Genomic DNA, 17949 nt, shown 5'->3' with positions numbered 1-17949 from the left:
ATGCTACCTCCTTAGTTTTGGATCAAGAGCATCCTGGAGCCCATCACCCAAAACATTAAATGCAAACATAGTTAATGAGATAAAAAGGGTTGGAAAGAACAACCGCCACCAGTAACCTGATAGAATCGTAGACAATCCATCATTGGCCATGACTCCCCAGCTTGCATGCGGCGCTTGGATTCCAAGACCGATAAAGCTTAAAAAAGCTTCTGCGAAAATGGCTGATGGAATTGTAAGGGTCATTTGGACAATGATTGGTCCCATGGTATTTGGCAAAAGATTTTTGCGAATAATCCTCCCTGTTTTCGTTCCAAACGTTTTGGACGCCAATACAAATTCATAGTTTTTTATTTGCAAGACTTGTCCTCGGACAATTCTCGCCATACCAACCCATCCGGTTATCGACAGCGCTAGGATGATCGTTGTTAACCCTGGTCCAATCACTACCATGACTAAAATAACAACAAGTAAATATGGAAGACCATACAATATCTCCACAAACCTCATCATCAGATTATCAGTCTTTCCGCCTTTGTAACCAGCGATCCCTCCATAAACAACTCCAATAATAAAGTCAATAAGTGCGGCAACTAAACCAACAAATAGAGAAATACGGGCACCGTAAGCTGTTCGTGTAAATACATCTCTTCCTAAATCATCTGTCCCAAACCAATATTCACTTGATGGCGGCAGATTTTGAGAGGTTAACTTTTGTGTTTCAACCGAGTGTGGTGAAATAATGGGACCAAAAATGGCGAATATCGCCAGCAATATCAAGAAAGCCATCCCAGCCATTGCCAGTTTATTTTTTAAAAGCCGGTACCACGAATCTTTCCAATACGACAAGCTAGGTCTTACAACAGCTTCTGCTTCTGATTGATTTTGTACCTTAGGGACAAACCATTCATCAGGAATATCAGGCGAAATATTCCGTTCTTCCTGTTTACGCAGTTCCAATTACTTCGCCTCCTTTTTGTGGAGCTTAATTCTAGGGTCTAATACTCCGTATGCGAGATCGACTAAAAAAAGCATGAGAATTAAAATCGCACTATAAAAAATGGTGGTCCCCATTATGACGGGAAAATCACGGTTATTGATACTATCAACAAAATATTTTCCCATTCCCGGAATCGCAAAGATTTTCTCAATGACAAACGTCCCAGTTAAAATACTTGCTGCTAATGAACCTAGGACAGTTACAACTGGAAGAAGAGCATTTCTTAACGCATGTTTAAAAACAATTTTAACCGGTGATAATCCTTTGGCTTTCGCAGTCCTTATATAATCCTGTGTTAGAACCTCTAGCATACTTGAACGGGTTAACCTCGCTATAATCGCCATTGGGCCAGTTGCCAAAGCTAGAATTGGCAGAACCATATGTTTCGGGCTTGACCAGGTGGCTACAGGAAAAATCGGAAAATTAACCGCCAATTGTTCGATTAAAAATGTTGCCATTACAAAGTTTGGTATTGATATCCCTAGGACAGCAATACTCATCGAAAGATAATCGACCACTCCATTATGACGCAGTGCGGCAATAATCCCGAGTGTCATTCCAGAAAGAACCGCAAGGATAAGAGTATAAAATCCAAGTTCAAAACTAACCGGAAATCCTCTTCCCAGCATTTCATTGACAGTCTGTGATGATTTTTTGATCGATGGGCCAAGGTCTAGGTGAAGTAGAGCAGATAAGTAGTTTCCATATTGGACTATGAGAGGTTCGTCTAGATGATAATAAGCTTCGAGGTTTTTTTGAATGGCTTCATTGGTTGTTCTTTCTTCATTAAAAGGTGAGCCAGGAACTGAATGCATTAAGAAGAATGTACCGGTTATGATGAGCCAAAGAGTTATAATCATGGCTATAAATCGTTTGATAAAATATGTATTCATGCTTTGTCCTTTCTTAACAGAATGTAGTTCTCATCGCTAATTCAGTCATGACAAGCATTGCTTGATACGCTTCCAAAATATTTTTGGCCTTAAAACGAACAATAGTTGTTCCAGGTACGATTTCTGTGCCTGGCATTAAGTTGGCCCACTCTGCTTGTCCATAGTTAGCAAATTCGATTCCAAGCATTGGTGAGTCAGGAGGCGTAAGCGGCTTTACAGTATCTTTATTTCTTAATGCGTAAGCTGTCTTTTCGCGGAGAAGTTGTCCTGCCTTTACAGGTGTTAAGGACTTTGCAGCAGAGCGAGAAATCGACTCTTTTACGATAGCGGTTGTAACATTGGGAATAAGCTTTTCGGCCTCCATTGCTGCACCATCATCACCAGCTACCATTAACACCGGTACATCAAAATATCCAGCAACATAGGCATTAAACCCTAATTCTCCAACGGCGACATCATTAATGTACATATTCCGGACTCCAAAAATCATTGAATGAGACATTACTCCTTTTAAAGAGGCACGGGCATGATAGCCAACAAAGATGGCTCCATCAAAAGAGTCATCCAAGCCTTGAACCATTGAAAAAGGCTTCACGTCACCGGTAATAAGTTGTGTTTCAGGATGCAGTCTTTCGATTAACAGGTTATTCATTTTTGAATGGCTGTCGTTTACAATTACCTTCTGCCATTTTTGCTCAAAAGCAGTCGTTACAACATGGTTCGCCTCATCTGTCATAATGATTCGGCTTCGTTCATAATTATGCTTGTTGGAATCGACATGGGTATGGTCAACAAGACCTGTTATTCCTTCCATATCTACAGATACATATAACTTCATTTTAAGCCTCCTAATCTTAAATACATAATTTTCTTAAAATTATAAATTATTATTCTATTTTTTACAAACTATTTTTAAAATATTATTTCAAAATGGTTCTTTCACAAGAAAACTATCATAATCTAGGTGCACATTGCAGGGCTTGAAATAAAATAGGAATCAAATATGATTAATTTGAAACTTTATCATCACTTACCTCGTAGTGTTATAGTAAGTGAAAGAATTGAAAGTTAGTTCCTTTTTCTACATAATTAGATTTATAAATGAATATAGGAATACTAAACATGATAAGGAGTTGAACGAATTGGGAGTTACACTTAGTAAAGGTCAAAAGGTTGATTTAACAAAATCACATCCTGGTTTAAAGAATGTTGTCGTTGGTTTAGGATGGGATATTAGTCATAATGGTTCTAACTTTGATTTAGATGCCTCCACATTTTTATTAGGGCAATCTGGTAAGGTTCAAAGTGATCAGGATTTTATTTTTTATAATAATCCCACTGGCGGAAATGGCTCGATTAATTACAGTGGTGATAACAGAAACGGTGCAGGAGAACGGGATGATGAACAAATCCGAATTGATTTACAAAGAGTTCCTAGCCATATTCATCGAATTGCTTTCACCATTACGATTCATGACGCTCAAGTAAAGCAGCAAAATTTTGGACAAATCTCTAATTCATACGTGCGAATCTTTAATGAACAAACAAATGAGGAACTTCTTCGTTTTAACCTTGGAAGAGATTTTACTGTTGAAACTGCCATTGTTGCGGCTGAACTGTACCGTCATAATGGAGAATGGAAGTTTAATGCAATAGCAAGCGGTTTTCAAGGGGGACTTGCTGCTTTATGCCGCAATTTTGGTGTATCAGTAGATGACGCACCTGCACCTGCACAGGTACCGCCTGTTCAACAAAATCTTTTTAATAACAACAGCCAAAACCAATCTAATAACAATCAAAATCAGTTCAACAACCAGAATAGTTATACCAATCAAAATTCATTCAATCCAAATCAGAACACTGCCAATCCATATCAGCAAAACCAAAATCAACAACCACGGATTCATTTACAGCCGGAATCATCTTATTCACAGCCTGCTTTTGGGTATCCAACACAAACATCACCTACCCATGCAAATCATACATACGGAGATGATATCCATTGTCCGCGCTGTAACTCATCAAATGTCCGAACAGGGCAAAAGGGATTTGGTTTGGGGAAAGCAGCGATTGGCGGGTTGATTCTTGGTCCAGTAGGATTGCTTGGCGGATTTATTGGGAAAAATCAATTGAAATTCACTTGTAACAGCTGTGGAAACAATTGGTCCCCAAATCAAACGGATATTACGGAGTGGGCAAATCAGTCAAAAAGAAAAGCTCAGGAATTATTTAACCGATATAAGAGTCAGGAAGTTTTAGAAGCAGTCGTTGCTGCCTGTGCATTGGTTTCAATGGCAGATGGATATTTAGATGCTTCGGAAAGACAAAAAATGATTGAATTTGTTAATTCCAGCGAGGAGCTACGCGTCTTTGACAGTAACAAAGTAATTCAGAGATTTAATTACTTTGTTTCCCGTATTGAAGCTGATCGGATGATTGGACGGGCTGAGGCTTTCCGTGCACTTGGAAAAATCAGATCTAAACCTGAAATCGCCAGATTAGTTGCTCGTTACTGTATAGCGATAGGATATGCAGATGGAAACTTTGACCATAATGAAATGCAAATGGTCAGTGATATTTGCCGCGAGCTCGGTCTAAATCCTGGAGAGTTCCTTTCATAATAAGAAAACCTCAATCCGTTATGTTGGATTGAGGTTTTTATTTGATTTATTTTTGCCAGACTCGTTTATTTTCAACTCTTTTTGTTAGACCCTTTGAATCTAATCTTTCTAAAAATGGAATCATATATTTCCGTGAAAGATCTAAAATTTCTTTCGCAGCACCCACTTCGAATTCTGTTTGTGTACCGTTTCTTAATTTTTCAACTGCTTCATTAAAGACTTCTCCATGATAAGCAAACTGCTCATCCAAATGGACAACTAAGGATTGGTCCTCCAGATAACGTCGTAAATCTGCTTCTAGAGATTCAGGAATGCCTGAATCTGCAAAGTAATCTTTATAATAACGAACTTTTAGTCGGTCCTTCTTTAATTCATTTAGCATGTTTTCTGCTCGCTTTTGCCAGCTTTTTGGTACATGCGGGACAAAGATGGACAATGAAACAAACTGCTCTTTTCGTTTAAATACGCCATTAGAAATTCCATTCTCAACCACAAAATAAAGCAGCTGCTTTGGGTACCTTTTTAACATCGATTGCAGCAGTTCTGCCTTATTAAGACCAGGTTTCATTGAATGTGTTTGATGAAACTCCTGCAAGCGGTCATAGATGTCTTCTTCAATGGAGTTGATTACCATTTTGAGTGTATACTCTTTACTATTGTATAGTACAAAATCATCATCTTTTAATAACTCATTTAAGGTTTCCTCATCAAAACCCGTACGTTTAATCAGCTCACCTAGTGTTAAGCTTTTTGCTTCAAAAACAGCGGCAGTAATCCGTTCCTTAGGAGTACCCACTTTTTTCTTTTCTAGTTCTTCAATTGTTTGATTTCCAAACCGATACTTATTCCCTCGCGGATCAATAACCCAGCCGCCGCCAATCGTTTCTTGCGGGCTTGGACGACGTAAAATAAACCGATCCCCTCGTTTAGTAAGGATTTCTTCCTCTAATCGAAGCTGACATAATATTTCACCGTTCTCCTCTTTAATCTCATTCCGGTCAAAAAAGACAATCCGCCCCATTACTTCTGTAGTTCCAATATGGAGCTTAATCGGCATCCTTTGTTTCACCATATGCTCGAGATCTTCTACCACCCTTATCGCTACATCCACAGTTTTCGTTACAATAAAATGCTCTGAGGATACTAAAACATCTCCACGTTCTAAATCTTCTTTTGAGACACCTGAAAGGTTAATCGCCGTACGCTGTCCGGCATAAGCTTTTTGTGCCTGCTTGTGATGAACCTGAATCTGCCTTGCTTTTACCTCAAGTCCCTGAGGCATAAGCTTGAGAGTTTGTCCTTCTTCCACCGTACCCTCATAAACCGTACCGCGAACTACTGTGCCCTGACCTTTTACTGTAAATACCTGGTCAATGGGCAGACGGAAAGCACCCTTTGCATCTCTCATTTCTTGCTCTTTAAGTGTTCTGATGATTACATTCTTTAATTCCTCTATCCCCTTTTTTGAAAGAGAGTCTACTAAAACAAAGGGGGCATCCCCAAAAACACTTCCTGTTAGTTCTTCTAAAATATCATCTTTTACGAGCTCAATAAATTCTTCTTCGACCCGGTCAATTTTCGTAATCGCAACCAGTCCGTTTTTCACTCCTAAAAATTTTAGAATATCCAGGTGTTCTCTCGTTTGCGGCATGACTCCTTCGTCTGCTGCAACCACTAGAACAACAAGGTCTATTCCAGCTACTCCAGCAATCATTTGCCGAATAAAGCGCTCATGTCCTGGAACATCAATAACTGAAATTTGTATTTCTGAATCCTCATATAATGGAGCAAATCCAAGTTCAATCGAGATCTGCCGTTCTTTTTCTTCTTTTAATCGGTCCGTATCGACATTCGTCAATGCTTTCGTTAATGATGTTTTACCATGATCTATATGTCCGGCCATGCCAATTGTAAAATATCGTTTTTCCAAAGTTGCCACCTGCTTCTTTCGGTCTTCTCTATTACTTTATCCTTAAAAAACATAATGTTCAAGGGAACATTTTTAGACCGATAAATAGGCTCCAATCGCACCGCAATATTCTCCCTTTTCTAAAAAAACGGTCCTTAACCCTAACATATTTAAGTAGGTTTCTATACCATGTTTTAATGATGGATTCCCAATAATGGCCGTTCCGATGATAACCACACTTTTTACTTGATGTATGGCTGCGGCCTGTGAGGTTAACAACACAATAGTTTCAGCAATCATATTAGAAAGTGAAGCTAGTCTATCTGCTTCCTTATGGGTATGTCTTTTACCCTTTGCAAAGTTTGCAGCTGTTAAATCCCCTTGGATGGGGCTGTCTGCTGTTTCGTAAATATCGCTAACCAGCATATCCACGTTTCCCTTATTTCCTTCTTCAGCGAGAACGGTAAGCAGTTGATAATCCTTTACTTTTGTCAATAACGATCCCAGACCCGTGAAGGTACCCCCGCCCATTCCGCTGCCAAGAATTCTATCTGCTTGATTACCATTCACCAAATGCCAGGATGTTCCCGTGCCAATATTAACGACCAAGTAGGATTCTTCAATAGTCTTATTTTCTTTAGCCAGCAAGAACCGCGCTCCATCACATGTAGCTTGAAACTCTGGAATGACGGTACTGTCTGGATAATAATTATTTTGTATTGCATGTGCTTTACCGCCTGTAATGGAAACTTTTAAAGTGGGAGCTACCATTTTCAGCCATGATATGGCGGAATCCAGCTTGTTTATAGAAAATTTCTTAAAATGCATTCTCCCATTTTCCTGATAAACGATTTTAATTAATGAACCACCAGCATCGATTCCTGCTGTAATCTGCTGCATTGCTCCCACTCCTTCAAAAGAACTGATTTTATTACTTATTTGACAATTATCCCTATTTATCCTGCTTTTTCATTTCACGAATCCTCCACAATCAACCCGTTCAAGGCTGCTATTTATGTGCTATGGTGTAGACAAGAATCCAATTATAAAAAGGAAGATTTCAAATGAAAAGAATTGCTTTGCCAATGGTTTTAGGCCTGACCCTATTGGTCGGATGTCAAAACAGTGATCCTAAAGAGGAAACTAAGCCTTCATCAGAACAGAAGCAGCAGAAGAGTGTAATAAAAACGGAACCAAATGCAACTTTCCCCTACCCTAATCTATTATCAGAAAACGAACAATCCTATTCCCTATTAGTCGTTGGGGATAATGATAATCCGATTGAAAAAAATAAAAAGATTATTGGAAAAGTGAATGATATATTGAGTCTGCCTGAACTAAAAATGGCTCAGACTGCATATCCTGAACTTAACATTAAGACGGAACCAGCTTATATTCTCTTTGACCATGCCGGGATAATCCATCAATCAAAGGATCTAAAAGAATTGACAACTTACCTAGAACAAAAATAAAAACCAGAATTTTTGAAGAGACCCAAATAAGTGAGACAAGGAAAAAACACCCCCTGAGTCGTATTATTACAATATGATTCTTAGGAGGGTGTTTTTGTATGGGAACAAAAAGTTATTATCCAGAAGAAGTAAAATGGAAAGTAATTGAGATGAAGAAAGAAGGTATAAGCAATGACGAAATTATGAAGCAGCTAGGCATAAAAAATAGAACTCAAATAAAGACATGGATGAATTGGTACAGAACTGGTCAAACCTACCGGTTTTCTCAACAAGTGGGGAAGCAATATTCCTACAGTAAGGGGACGGGAGATTTAAGTGAAGTAGAGCAGTTGAAACTAAAGAATAAGCATTTAGAAACTCAATTAGAAATATTAAAAAAGTACCAGGAAATCGAAAGGAGTTGGAGCCGAAAGTCGTTGTAGAAGTAGTAGAAAGCTTATCATCCAAATATACAGTAACTGATATCTTAAGTGTATTAGGGGTCCCTAAAGCAACCTATTATCGGTGGAAAAAGAAATATAAAGTTATTGAGTTAACACCTTTAGAGGAGCTTGTAATAAAGATTTGTGAGGAAAACTTTTATCATTATGGCCACCGAAAGGTAAAAAGCATATTAAAAAGAAAGCATGGAATAAATGTTAACCGCAAAACAGTTCAAAAAATAATGCAGAAATTCCAGATCCAGTGTCAAGTTAAAATGAAAAGGCAGAAGTACATTAATGGTGAAAGTAATATTGTTGTACCTAATATTCTTAATCGTAACTTTAAGGCAAGTCATCCAAATGAGAAATGGGTAACAGATATTACATACCTACCTTATGGATCGACTATGTTGTATTTATCGACGATTATAGACTTATATAACAACGAAATAGTGGCTTATAATATTGGAACGAGTCAAGATATAAAACTAGTATTAGATACATTAAGGGCAGCAGTAGAATTACGTAAGCCAGAAGGGTTGCTTTTACATAGTGACCAGGGATCTGTCTATACGTCATATGCATATCAGAATATGGCCAAAGAAAAAGGCATTACCACAAGCATGTCCCGAAAAGGAAACTGTCATGATAATGCCGTCATAGAATCCTTTCACTCCTCGCTAAAGTCGGAAGGATTCAACGCTCAACGCAGAGCATCTATGTCCAATTCTAAAGTAGTACAAATTGTAAATCAATACATGTATCGATATAATCATATACGAATTCAGGCAAAACTAAACTACCTGTCCCCACTAGATTATCGGGGACAAGCAGCATAGGTGTTTTATCTAAGTCTCATTTTAACGGGTCAGTTCATTTTATCTGGTTTTTTTTAACGCTTTAATTCGACTATACGGTAATATAAAACTAGTAAGGTTTGACTGATAAGATAAAAACTTGGAGAATAAACGATTTGATAGCCATTTTTATAATGAAAAATCCCCAGCTTATGATTGATCCATTCAAAGCAAAAGGATGTTATTGACGTTATAGTGATAAAAAGTACAATGTGTTTATCATCTATACAAAACTTATTATAAAAATAAAGAAAAAAATAGCCATATGGCGGGTAAAGGAGATAAACAACAAGGTCCATTCCTGTATATTTAGGACCATCCATAATATCATAAAAATTAAATGGATTTACCCCGATAGAATTATCCATAATACTTGGAATGGTTAGACAATAAATAAAGATAAGAACGGTAAATTGTTTAGAGAATATTTTTGGAAGGCGAAAAAAAACACACCATGTGATGATTATCAGACCTAGAAGCCAATAATCATTAGTACCAAAACCTGACTCAGTCCACGACATTGTTTTCACCCCCTGAACTTGAATCAAGTCCTCTAAACCATTTCAATGTAACTAATAGTCCGCACAAAAGGAATGAAAGGTATAGAAAGGTATAGAAATGATTCCATTGCTTAAAGGAGTATAATCCTTGGAATACGTTAATAAAATCAACTGAAAGAATTATCAAGCTGAAAAAGATAAAATAAAGTATTTTTTTATTCCAAGGGTTTCGTTTAATCAGAAAGGTAAAGCAGGTCAGCAATAATGGAACAAATACATTTTTATAAATAAGTACTCCGATAAATAACTCAGTATCCGTCGTAGTTTTCATCCACTTAAATGTATCAAACAATCCTACATAGGTATGAGTATTAATAAGACAGCTTAGTAAAATAAGAAGAGTGACCTCATTTAAAGAGGCATGCTGGTGAATTTTATTAAATATAAATAGCCCGATGAGCAACCAGCTTATGAAAATATAAAAGGTTACAATCATGAATATTTCTCTCCTACTTTACAGCAGCCCTTTATGACTGTGAAAAATTTACAATATGTTGACGACTACTATTATTTACAGTTATCATAAATACTATTAAATTTAGGAGGCTTTATCATGTCTGCATTCGTTTTTATGGCTCTGTATCGTCCAAAGCCTGGATTAGAGAATAAATTAAGAGAAATTCTTAAATTACATATACCCGTCCTTCGAGAAGAAGGTTTGCTAACAGATCGAGAATTATTAACACTTCAAGCCGAGGATGGGACAATCATTGAAATAGCAGAATGGAAGTCTAGCGAGGCAATTGATAAGGCTCATCAATCTGAAAAAGTAATGGCAGTTTGGGACCAAATTGCTGCTGCTGCTGAACTAACAAATCTGTCATCTCTTGCAGAAGCTCAATATCCTTTCCCCAATTTCAAGGCTATTTAGATCGAAACACAAAATAAGTGCCTATCTCTTTTTTTCCTAGAGATAGGCACTCTGTATATAAGCTACTTAATAACAAACTCAGTTCGGCTGTAGCCTTCCTTTGTCTTTTTCACTTCTAAGATGGCAGGAATGGCATTTTTCAATTCTTGGACGTGCGAGATGACACCAATCATCCGGCCGGATTCTTGCAGGTCAATTAAGGTGTCGATTGCTTTATTCAATGATTCTTCATCTAAAGAACCAAATCCTTCATCGATAAACATAGTGTCAATAGAAACTCCACCCTGGAAGCTCTGAATGACATCAGCCATTCCAAGTGCGAGGCACAATGAAGCATTGAACTTTTCACCACCTGACAAGGTCTTTACATCACGTGTTTGACCTGTGTACGCATCAAAAACATCCAGCCCAAGACCGCTTTGTCTGCCGCGCGCTTCTTGACGTTCACTTCGTTCTAAAATAAATTGGCCGTTTGACAATCGTTTTAATCGCTCGTTTGCAGCAATAATAATTTCCTCTAAATATTCAATCTGCAAGTAACGTTCAAATGATATTTTACTGCCATTTTGACCTCTAACCACATCATATAAATCAGTGATCATATTCATTTTCTCTTCCAAAATGGCTGTCGTCTCAACGGCATTTATGATTTTTTTTCTTAAGTCTAATGCCTTCAATTGGTTTCCTTCAGAATCACTTAATGCTTTTAGAGCAAAATCACGTTCATTCTTCTTATTCGTTAATTCAGTCGTCATCCCATCTAAATCTGCCTTTGTTTTGTCTTTTAATTCCTCTTTAAGTTCGATAATTTGCAGTTTAAGTGTTTCTATACTTTTGTTAAATTCATCGATTGATTCTTTTAATAGCTTTCGAGCTGAATCCGTCATTTTGGCCCTTAAATAGTCTTCTTCTGAGACAAATTGGGCATTTTGACATTCAGTCCTGAATTGGGTTTCTGAGCGTTCCTTTTTCCCCGTACTTTCTTGCAGCTGCGAATGGGCACTAGAATAATAAGTAGAAGCTTTTGTCTCTGCTTCCTTCGTATTCTGCAGCTGTTTTTGGGCAGTATCCCAATCTCGCTCAAGCTTTTCTTTTCGATTTTGTGCTTCCGTAATTTTCCCTTTTAAGGCAGCTAAATTCCGGATTTCCTCTGGGATACGACCAACCTTTTCGTGATATATGGCTTTTTCCCTAACAAATACATTTACCTGTTCCTGATGAACAGAAGAGAGTTGTTCTCTTTTTGTCTCTATTTGCTTTAGCTCATTTTCCGTTGTCTCAAGTGACGTCTTTAAAGAAGTTAGCTTTTCCTTTTCGGCAGCTAAACCTTCCACTTCTTTCCTAAGTTCCTGTCCTTCTATTACGATTCGATCATAAATAGATTGCGCATCCTCGACCTTATATCCTTTGGCAGTTACTTCTTTGGCTTTTGCTTCAAGATGTTCTTTATTCGTTTTTAATCTTGCAGCAGCATCGCGATACAAATTGTTAGAATGGTCATATTCCTTTTTTAAGGCTTCAAGCGCTTCCTTAGTAGGAACAGTGTCTTGTCCATCCGCTTTATGAGGATGCTCAGGGCTGCCACAGACCGGGCATGGTTTTCCATCATGCAAATGCATAGCAAGAATGCTCGCTTGCCCGCTAATCCATGATTCTTCTAGCCTTTCGTATCGTACTTTCATTGATAGGTAATCCTTGTGGGTTACACTGTAGTCCTGTTGAAGTTTCATTTGACTTTGATAGTATTTAAGATATTCTTTGATGACACCTGCCTGTTCTCTCAGTTCAAGTAAAGCTTCCTGTTTCGCCGGTAATTCATCAATTATCTTCTCTATATGTTTGATATCGGTAGATAGCCTTTCTTTTTCACTGTTTTTGGAAGTTATCATAAGGCTATAAGCCTCAAGGTCCTTAGCCAGCTTTTGTACACCTTGATCTATTTTTAAAAGCTCTGACTTTCTGCTATCAATCTCTTGTACAGTTGGTAGGTATTCATTTAAGCGGTCAACGGTGCGAACACTTTCCTCCCGCTCCCCTTTACGCTGCTCTTCTATAACGTAATTGTTTTGTGCCTTCTCACGTTGTACCATAGCTCTTTCTAAAGCTGATTTTGCCTCATCCAGTGCTTGTTTTTTTGCCTTTTCATCCGTACGCCATTCATTAACCTGATTTTCGTAGGCTATAATTTTACTAGCTCTTTCTGCCTTTTCAAATTGAACTTCTTTTTCCTTAAAACTTGGAACAAGGTATGAGGCGTTTTGAAGCTTTGCTTCTTTTTCTTCAAGTTCGAAGAACCGTTCATTTAACGTTTTTGACTGATGATATTCTTCGAGTTTTTGATTATATAGTGTTTCTGCTTCCTCTGCCACTTTCTTATTTCCCATCATTTCCGCTAGGTAGAACTCTGTTTCCTCGTCTAAGCCTTCGATAATTTGATTGGTATTATAGTGGTTTTGTGAAAGCACCTCAGATAGCTTTGACTCCTCCCGAATGGGGAGTGTGGCTTGGATATCTTTTATATAGCGCTCAATCATGGAAGCTTCTCTTTTATACTCTTCATCGGCCGCTTTTTTTCGGTCTCGGAGACGTTCGCTAATCCATTTGTAAGGCTCTGTTTTAAAAATTTTACGCAGAATTTCTTCTTTATTTTCCGTTTGCGAAGTCAATAGCTTTCGAAACTCCCCTTGTGGAAGCATCACAATTTGGCTAAATTGATCCTGTGTCAAACCAACAATCTCTTCTACTTTTTTATTAATCTCTGAAACGATTTGTCGGTCCACACATGGAATTTCACCATCCTTGGTCTTTTTATAAAACTCATACTGCTCTCCTGTAGCCCCTTTATTGCCCTTTTTCACATGCGGCAGTTGTCTTCGGATCCGATACTGCTTATCGTGAAGTTCAAACTCCAACTCGACGGATGTATGAACTTCGTCCGAGGCAAAATCACTGCGCATCATCTTCGAATCACTGCGGTCCTCCCCGCTTGCAGAGCCGTAGAGAGCAAAACAAATCGCATCAAAAATAGTCGTCTTACCGGCACCTGTATTACCTGAAACTACAAATAATCTATTATCTTTAAGCTCAGTAAAATCAATTACTTCGCAATCTCTGTATGGTCCAAAAGCCGTTATCGTTATTTTTAAAGGTCTCAAGATATACTCTCCCTACTCATTTTGTTTTGTTGTGATTGTAACCATTTCCTTTGGAAGATTAGCAGGCTGTTCACTGTCCTTCTGTAGAAGCTCTTGAAGGACTTCCAAAAATATTGCTTCTCTTTCCTCTGTAAGAGCGTTGCCTTTTACTTCCTGGTAAAAGGCTTTAAATAGGGATAAATCGTCCATTTTCGTTCTAGCCACTTTTTCTGTCGCTGCACCATCAGTAACAATTGGGGTTTGGATGACACGCTCGACATGCATAGCATTGGGATAAACGGAACGAACCTTCTCCATTGGCATAAGAATTGGCGTTTCATCCAGTAACCGCACAAATACGTAATCTTCATTTTTTGAATGCTTTAAAAGCTCGTCCATTTTTGCTTCAATGGTTCTCATATCACGAGGAGCCTTCAACAACCTTTTTTCTAACTTAACCTGACCAGTACCATCCATTTCCACAACAAAGAACCCTTTCTTGTGTTTTTCCTCAGATATGGAATACTTAAGTGGCGATCCAGAATAATTAATAGCCTCATTCAGTACAAAATGGGCTTGATGCAAATGCCCTAGTGCTGTGTAGTGGAACTTGTCAAAGTGGACAGCACTAACATGCTCCGCTCCGCCAATCGAAAGGGGTCGTTCTGAGTCGCTTGTATTGTCCTCTTTTTCTCCCGTTGGCGTTACAAACGCATGCCCAACAAAAACATGGCGGGCATTTCCATCCATTTTCGCAGTGATTTCTTGGGTGACTTTTCTCATTGCATCATTATGTGTCTTGACTTGCTCATCTTGAAACACATAGCGAATAACACTTGGATCTGCATAAGGAATCAAATGAAAATGCACCTCACCATATTCATCCCGAAGCACAACCGGTTCTAGTTCCCTTAAAACCTGACCCACCATATGATACCCATTAGACTTCATCATCTTGCTGCCAAAGTGAAGACGGCTTGGACTATCATGGTTGCCCGCAATCGCTAATACAGGCGTATTTAATTTCAAAACAATGGTTTCCAGCACTTCGTCTAATAAATTCACAGCCTCTGTTGGGGGAACTCCGCGATCGTACAGATCCCCAGCAATGATAACAGCATCTGGCTTTTCTTCTTCAATGGCTTTGACAAACTCATTAAGAACATGTCGTTGATCTTCCGTCATATACACATTTTGAACCAACTTTCCTAAATGCCAGTCCGCCGTATGGAAAAACTTCATTGAACTTGTCCCCTTTATAGTAAAAGTTTTATAAACTCATATTTTTCATTACTACTATTATAGCAAAATACCAACTTAAATGAGGCTGGTAAACAAAGCAATTACAGGTAATACTGGATAAAGCTTTTTATAGTAATATACAAAAAACAGCCCGACACATTGGCCGGGCTGTTAAATAATTGATTTTAGAATTTACTTTTTAGTAACGTTTGCAGCTTGTGGTCCACGAGCACCTTCAACAACTTCGAAAGATACTTCTTGACCTTCTTCTAAAGTTTTGAAACCTTCAGTTTGGATAGCGGAATAGTGAACAAATACGTCGTTTCCGTCTTCAGCTTCGATAAATCCGAAACCTTTTTCAGAGTTAAACCATTTTACTTTACCGTTTTTCATGTAAAAAAATCCTCCTATTGGCTAGACAAGCCATGTGTAAATTTAACCAAATTACAACGTGATAGCTTTACTTTCACTTTCTTATCCAAACTTCAGTTAAAACTTGAACAAGCTTTGTAACATAAATCTAATCTCGTGCAACGGCTGTCTAAAATTTAACATTTTTTAGCTGTACTGTCAATAAAGTACCTATAGACAAAAGCCTACAAAATTCGAGATTAATAGGGCATTTTACTGCTTATTTTTGGGTTTGATGACGGCTCATCTCCGTTACCATTTCCTGATTGCGGTCTATTTTACCCAGCTTACATTTGATATCTTTTATGACATCTTTAATTAGTAATTCGAGGCCGATATAGGTAAGAGAAGGGATATTCGCAAATAGCTTTTTGACTTCCCATTTTAGTTCATTTTCACCGCAAATACTATGTCGATTAACCTGCTCTACTTCCTTTTTTATAATGGCTAGCTCTTTTTGTTTCTCATCAGCGCTCAGGAGCTCTAGAGCATCTAGTCTGCTTAAAAACTCTACTGACTTCTCAATTTTAAACCTAACTTCATCATAAACATCTTTGGCGATAATATGATTCCTGTATTTAAATTCATTTAACTTTAATGCAGAGTCATACGTAGCTTTAACAATCTCCTCTCTTGTCATGCTATTGGTTTCATAACTCAGCATGTTTTTCCAAGATGGCTGTTTCATCGCTTCACGGAAGTCCTCGAGTTTATTGCAGAATTTCTTATATCCATATTTCTCTGGATTTTCAAACGCTGGACTGCCGGGATCAAGGAATGGCGAAAGCGGTGCAACAAAGTACGAAATATTCGAAGCCTCACCGCATTCCTTGTGAATGTTTTCACAAAAATCAACATTCCTCATCGCACTTTCATACGTTTGATTAGGTATACCCGTCATAAAAAACAAATCAATTTTCGTACACCCGTGCATCAATGCAAATTGGAGCATTTCAATTACCTTCGCATTGGTACATGGAAGCTTCCCGTTATATTTGCGTATATCTTCATCCGCTGATTCGAGGGTCAGCTCGATACTGTATTTTGGAATTGCTTTATTCAATCTTTCAAAAAAATTTTTATCAGCATAATTAAACAATTCAAAGACAAGCTCATTCTTTAGCTTCATCTTTGACAAGCCATCTAGGAATTCATCCACATATTCCTTACCGCCCTGTCTAATATCGTTCAATAGAAAAATAGGTGCTCTTGTAAAACGTTGTATTAAAGCAATATCCTCTAACATTTTCTTCGGAGACCGCATAACAAGCTTCTTCCTATTACAGTTTAGCTCGTACGCATCTCTAGAACCACCGCAGATTAAACAATTATAATTACACCCTTTTGATGTTAATATTGCTGTGTTTGGATAGCGCAGCCAGCCCTTATAGGGCAGCGGATCTAATAGATTAAAATATTTAAAGACCGAACCAATGATGTACCGATATCCTGGTAAATTAAACTCATCGAGGCTGTCTGGTACATAGGTAATTTCGTTATAAAAATACTGATTATTACGCTTCCAGGTCAGATTAGGAATATCTGCAAAGCCGGATGCATCTCTTTTCTCTAACTTATTCAGCAGCATGAGAATCAATTTCTCCGTCGTATCACCGCGAACAACAAAGTCTATACAAGGATACTCGATTAATTCTTTGTGAAAATAAGTGCTCGATAATCCGCCAAACATGACTGGAGTATCCGGGTGATATTTCTTAACTATTTTAGCTAACTCCACACTTCCATGTGCATGCGGGAGCCAATGAAGGTCAATTCCAAATGCCTTTGCTTTGATATTCTTGATTTTTTTCTCAACATCAAAATTTGGATTTAAAAGCATTCGATTCGCAATATTAATAATCTTCACTTTTAACCCAAATCTTTCAAGATAATCCCCGATACTAGTCAATCCTACTGGGTACATTTCAAAAACTGGAGATGATGGAACCACATCACTGATTGGACCGGTAAATAGCATTTCTTTTCTGAAATCATAGACTGTTGGCGGATGCAGCAGTACCAAGTCGTAAATCATTTGATCACTTCCCAAATTTCAAGTATTTGTTTACACCTCTATAGTAATATAGAAATCAAGGAAAAAGATGGTACAAATATTACAATTAATTGATTTTTATAAAAACAATATCTCCCCTAGGTTAAACATAAAAATAGCCGAAGAAAATTATTTCTTCGGCATGGTTACGACTTCTTCATCTTCGTCTCTAAACTTATCTAATATCGTAATCGTATCTACAAGATGATTATTAAAGATCTGACGAGCTACAGCTAAAAGTTCAACAATCATTGGATCTTTTAGAGTATAAATAACTTTATTCCCTTCTTTGGTACCAGAGACAATATTCTTCGCTCTTAATACCGTTAACTGCTGTGAAACAGCTGATCCTTCACTGCCAACTAGGGTTTGAATTTCATTTACATTCTTATCCCCTTCTGCTAGCAGCTCCAAAATGCGGATTCTCAAAGGGTGCGCAAGTGCTTTGAAAAATTCCGCTTTAAATTGCTGCATTTCAAGATTCAATTCTTTCACGTCCTTAATCAA

16 protein-coding genes are annotated in these 17949 nt (G+C 37.9%); 4 read left to right on the top strand and 12 right to left on the bottom strand.

Annotation, left to right across the window (positions count from 1 at the left end):
- Positions 1-3: 3 nt before the first annotated feature.
- From H0184_RS15145 to H0184_RS15135, 3 genes are read right to left on the bottom strand one after another with little or no spacing between them, the layout of a single operon-like run.
- A complete protein-coding gene (locus H0184_RS15145) occupies positions 4-957 on the bottom strand; it encodes an ABC transporter permease (RefSeq protein WP_221826841.1) in 954 nt (317 codons plus the stop codon).
- Positions 958-1890, bottom strand: coding sequence for an ABC transporter permease (locus tag H0184_RS15140; protein WP_221826840.1), 933 nt, complete (start codon positions 1888-1890; stop codon positions 958-960).
- A gap of 13 nt (positions 1891-1903) precedes the next feature.
- Positions 1904-2728 (bottom strand): M55 family metallopeptidase, encoded by an 825-nt coding sequence (locus tag H0184_RS15135; RefSeq protein WP_221826824.1) that lies wholly within the window; start codon positions 2726-2728, stop codon positions 1904-1906.
- Between the two features lie 304 nt (positions 2729-3032).
- Between H0184_RS15135 and H0184_RS28000 the strand changes: the two genes are divergently transcribed.
- Positions 3033-4511: a TerD family protein gene (locus H0184_RS28000; RefSeq protein ID WP_221826822.1), complete on the top strand. Its 1479-nt coding sequence runs from the start codon at positions 3033-3035 to the stop codon at positions 4509-4511.
- A 46-nt stretch (positions 4512-4557) separates the two neighbouring features.
- On the opposite strand, the gene selB is transcribed toward H0184_RS28000, so the two are convergent.
- Both selB and coaW read right to left on the bottom strand, forming a co-directional pair.
- Positions 4558-6441, bottom strand: a complete 1884-nt coding sequence (selB, locus tag H0184_RS15125) for a selenocysteine-specific translation elongation factor (RefSeq protein ID WP_221826820.1) — start codon at positions 6439-6441, stop codon at positions 4558-4560.
- A 72-nt stretch (positions 6442-6513) separates the two neighbouring features.
- Positions 6514-7320, bottom strand: coding sequence for a type II pantothenate kinase (coaW, locus tag H0184_RS15120; protein WP_221826818.1), 807 nt, complete (start codon positions 7318-7320; stop codon positions 6514-6516).
- Positions 7321-7484: 164 nt separating this feature from the next.
- On the opposite strand from coaW, the gene H0184_RS15115 reads away from it, so the two are divergent.
- Both H0184_RS15115 and H0184_RS15110 read left to right on the top strand, forming a co-directional pair.
- On the top strand, positions 7485-7892 hold the full coding sequence (locus H0184_RS15115) for a hypothetical protein (RefSeq protein ID WP_221826812.1): 408 nt from the start codon (positions 7485-7487) through the stop codon (positions 7890-7892).
- A 98-nt stretch (positions 7893-7990) separates the two neighbouring features.
- A protein-coding gene (locus H0184_RS15110; protein WP_221826811.1) for an IS3 family transposase occupies positions 7991-9153 on the top strand; the annotation gives its coding sequence in 2 pieces (ribosomal slippage) (positions 7991-8267 and positions 8267-9153; 1164 coding nt in all).
- Between the two features lie 53 nt (positions 9154-9206).
- Here H0184_RS15110 and H0184_RS15105 read toward each other — a convergent pair.
- Positions 9207-9692: a hypothetical protein gene (locus H0184_RS15105; protein ID WP_221826809.1), complete on the bottom strand. Its 486-nt coding sequence runs from the start codon at positions 9690-9692 to the stop codon at positions 9207-9209.
- Positions 9679-10167: a hypothetical protein gene (locus tag H0184_RS15100; RefSeq protein WP_221826807.1), complete on the bottom strand. Its 489-nt coding sequence runs from the start codon at positions 10165-10167 to the stop codon at positions 9679-9681. Before H0184_RS15100 ends, H0184_RS15105 begins: the two co-directional genes overlap by 14 nt.
- Positions 10168-10284: 117 nt before the next feature.
- Here H0184_RS15100 and H0184_RS15095 point away from each other — a divergent pair, with 117 nt between their 5' ends.
- Positions 10285-10602, top strand: coding sequence for an antibiotic biosynthesis monooxygenase (locus H0184_RS15095; protein ID WP_221826805.1), 318 nt, complete (start codon positions 10285-10287; stop codon positions 10600-10602).
- A gap of 62 nt (positions 10603-10664) precedes the next feature.
- Here H0184_RS15095 and H0184_RS15090 read toward each other — a convergent pair whose 3' ends face one another.
- The 5 genes from H0184_RS15090 to H0184_RS15070 form a co-directional block, all read right to left on the bottom strand.
- On the bottom strand, positions 10665-13757 hold the full coding sequence (locus H0184_RS15090) for an AAA family ATPase (RefSeq protein ID WP_221826803.1): 3093 nt from the start codon (positions 13755-13757) through the stop codon (positions 10665-10667).
- A gap of 12 nt (positions 13758-13769) precedes the next feature.
- Positions 13770-14978: an exonuclease SbcCD subunit D gene (locus tag H0184_RS15085; RefSeq protein ID WP_221826802.1), complete on the bottom strand. Its 1209-nt coding sequence runs from the start codon at positions 14976-14978 to the stop codon at positions 13770-13772.
- Positions 14979-15170: 192 nt separating this feature from the next.
- Positions 15171-15371 carry a cold-shock protein gene (locus H0184_RS15080; protein WP_007083969.1) on the bottom strand — a complete coding sequence of 67 codons (201 nt, stop codon included), beginning with the start codon at positions 15369-15371 and terminating at the stop codon, positions 15171-15173.
- Between the two features lie 238 nt (positions 15372-15609).
- Positions 15610-17424, bottom strand: coding sequence for a TIGR04190 family B12-binding domain/radical SAM domain protein (locus H0184_RS15075; RefSeq protein WP_221826800.1), 1815 nt, complete (start codon positions 17422-17424; stop codon positions 15610-15612).
- 147 nt (positions 17425-17571) lie between these two features.
- Positions 17572-17928, bottom strand: coding sequence for an ArsR/SmtB family transcription factor (locus tag H0184_RS15070; protein WP_221826798.1), 357 nt, complete (start codon positions 17926-17928; stop codon positions 17572-17574).
- Positions 17929-17949: the final 21 nt, after the last annotated feature.

This window comes from Neobacillus niacini, assembly GCF_019749295.1.
In the GTDB taxonomy this organism is placed as follows: domain Bacteria; phylum Bacillota; class Bacilli; order Bacillales; family Cytobacillaceae; genus Neobacillus; species Neobacillus niacini_D.
The sequence above is the reverse complement of the archived record's forward strand: the minus strand, read 5'-3'. Positions and strand labels throughout refer to the sequence as shown.

What these genes read in the sequence shown, in the direction of transcription:
- H0184_RS15100 (WP_221826807.1), bottom strand. Translation starts at nt 10,167, where the DNA reads ATGATTGTAACCTTTTATATTTTCATAAGCTGGTTGCTCATCGGGCTA.
- H0184_RS15075 (WP_221826800.1), bottom strand. Translation starts at nt 17,424, where the DNA reads ATGATTTACGACTTGGTACTGCTGCATCCGCCAACAGTCTATGATTTC.
- coaW (WP_221826818.1), bottom strand. Translation starts at nt 7,320, where the DNA reads ATGCAGCAGATTACAGCAGGAATCGATGCTGGTGGTTCATTAATTAAA.
- H0184_RS15140 (WP_221826840.1), bottom strand. Translation starts at nt 1,890, where the DNA reads ATGAATACATATTTTATCAAACGATTTATAGCCATGATTATAACTCTT.
- H0184_RS15105 (WP_221826809.1), bottom strand. Translation starts at nt 9,692, where the DNA reads ATGTCGTGGACTGAGTCAGGTTTTGGTACTAATGATTATTGGCTTCTA.
- H0184_RS15115 (WP_221826812.1), top strand. Translation starts at nt 7,485, where the DNA reads ATGAAAAGAATTGCTTTGCCAATGGTTTTAGGCCTGACCCTATTGGTC.
- H0184_RS15085 (WP_221826802.1), bottom strand. Translation starts at nt 14,978, where the DNA reads ATGAAGTTTTTCCATACGGCGGACTGGCATTTAGGAAAGTTGGTTCAA.
- H0184_RS15095 (WP_221826805.1), top strand. Translation starts at nt 10,285, where the DNA reads ATGTCTGCATTCGTTTTTATGGCTCTGTATCGTCCAAAGCCTGGATTA.
- H0184_RS15080 (WP_007083969.1), bottom strand. Translation starts at nt 15,371, where the DNA reads ATGAAAAACGGTAAAGTAAAATGGTTTAACTCTGAAAAAGGTTTCGGA.
- H0184_RS15135 (WP_221826824.1), bottom strand. Translation starts at nt 2,728, where the DNA reads ATGAAGTTATATGTATCTGTAGATATGGAAGGAATAACAGGTCTTGTT.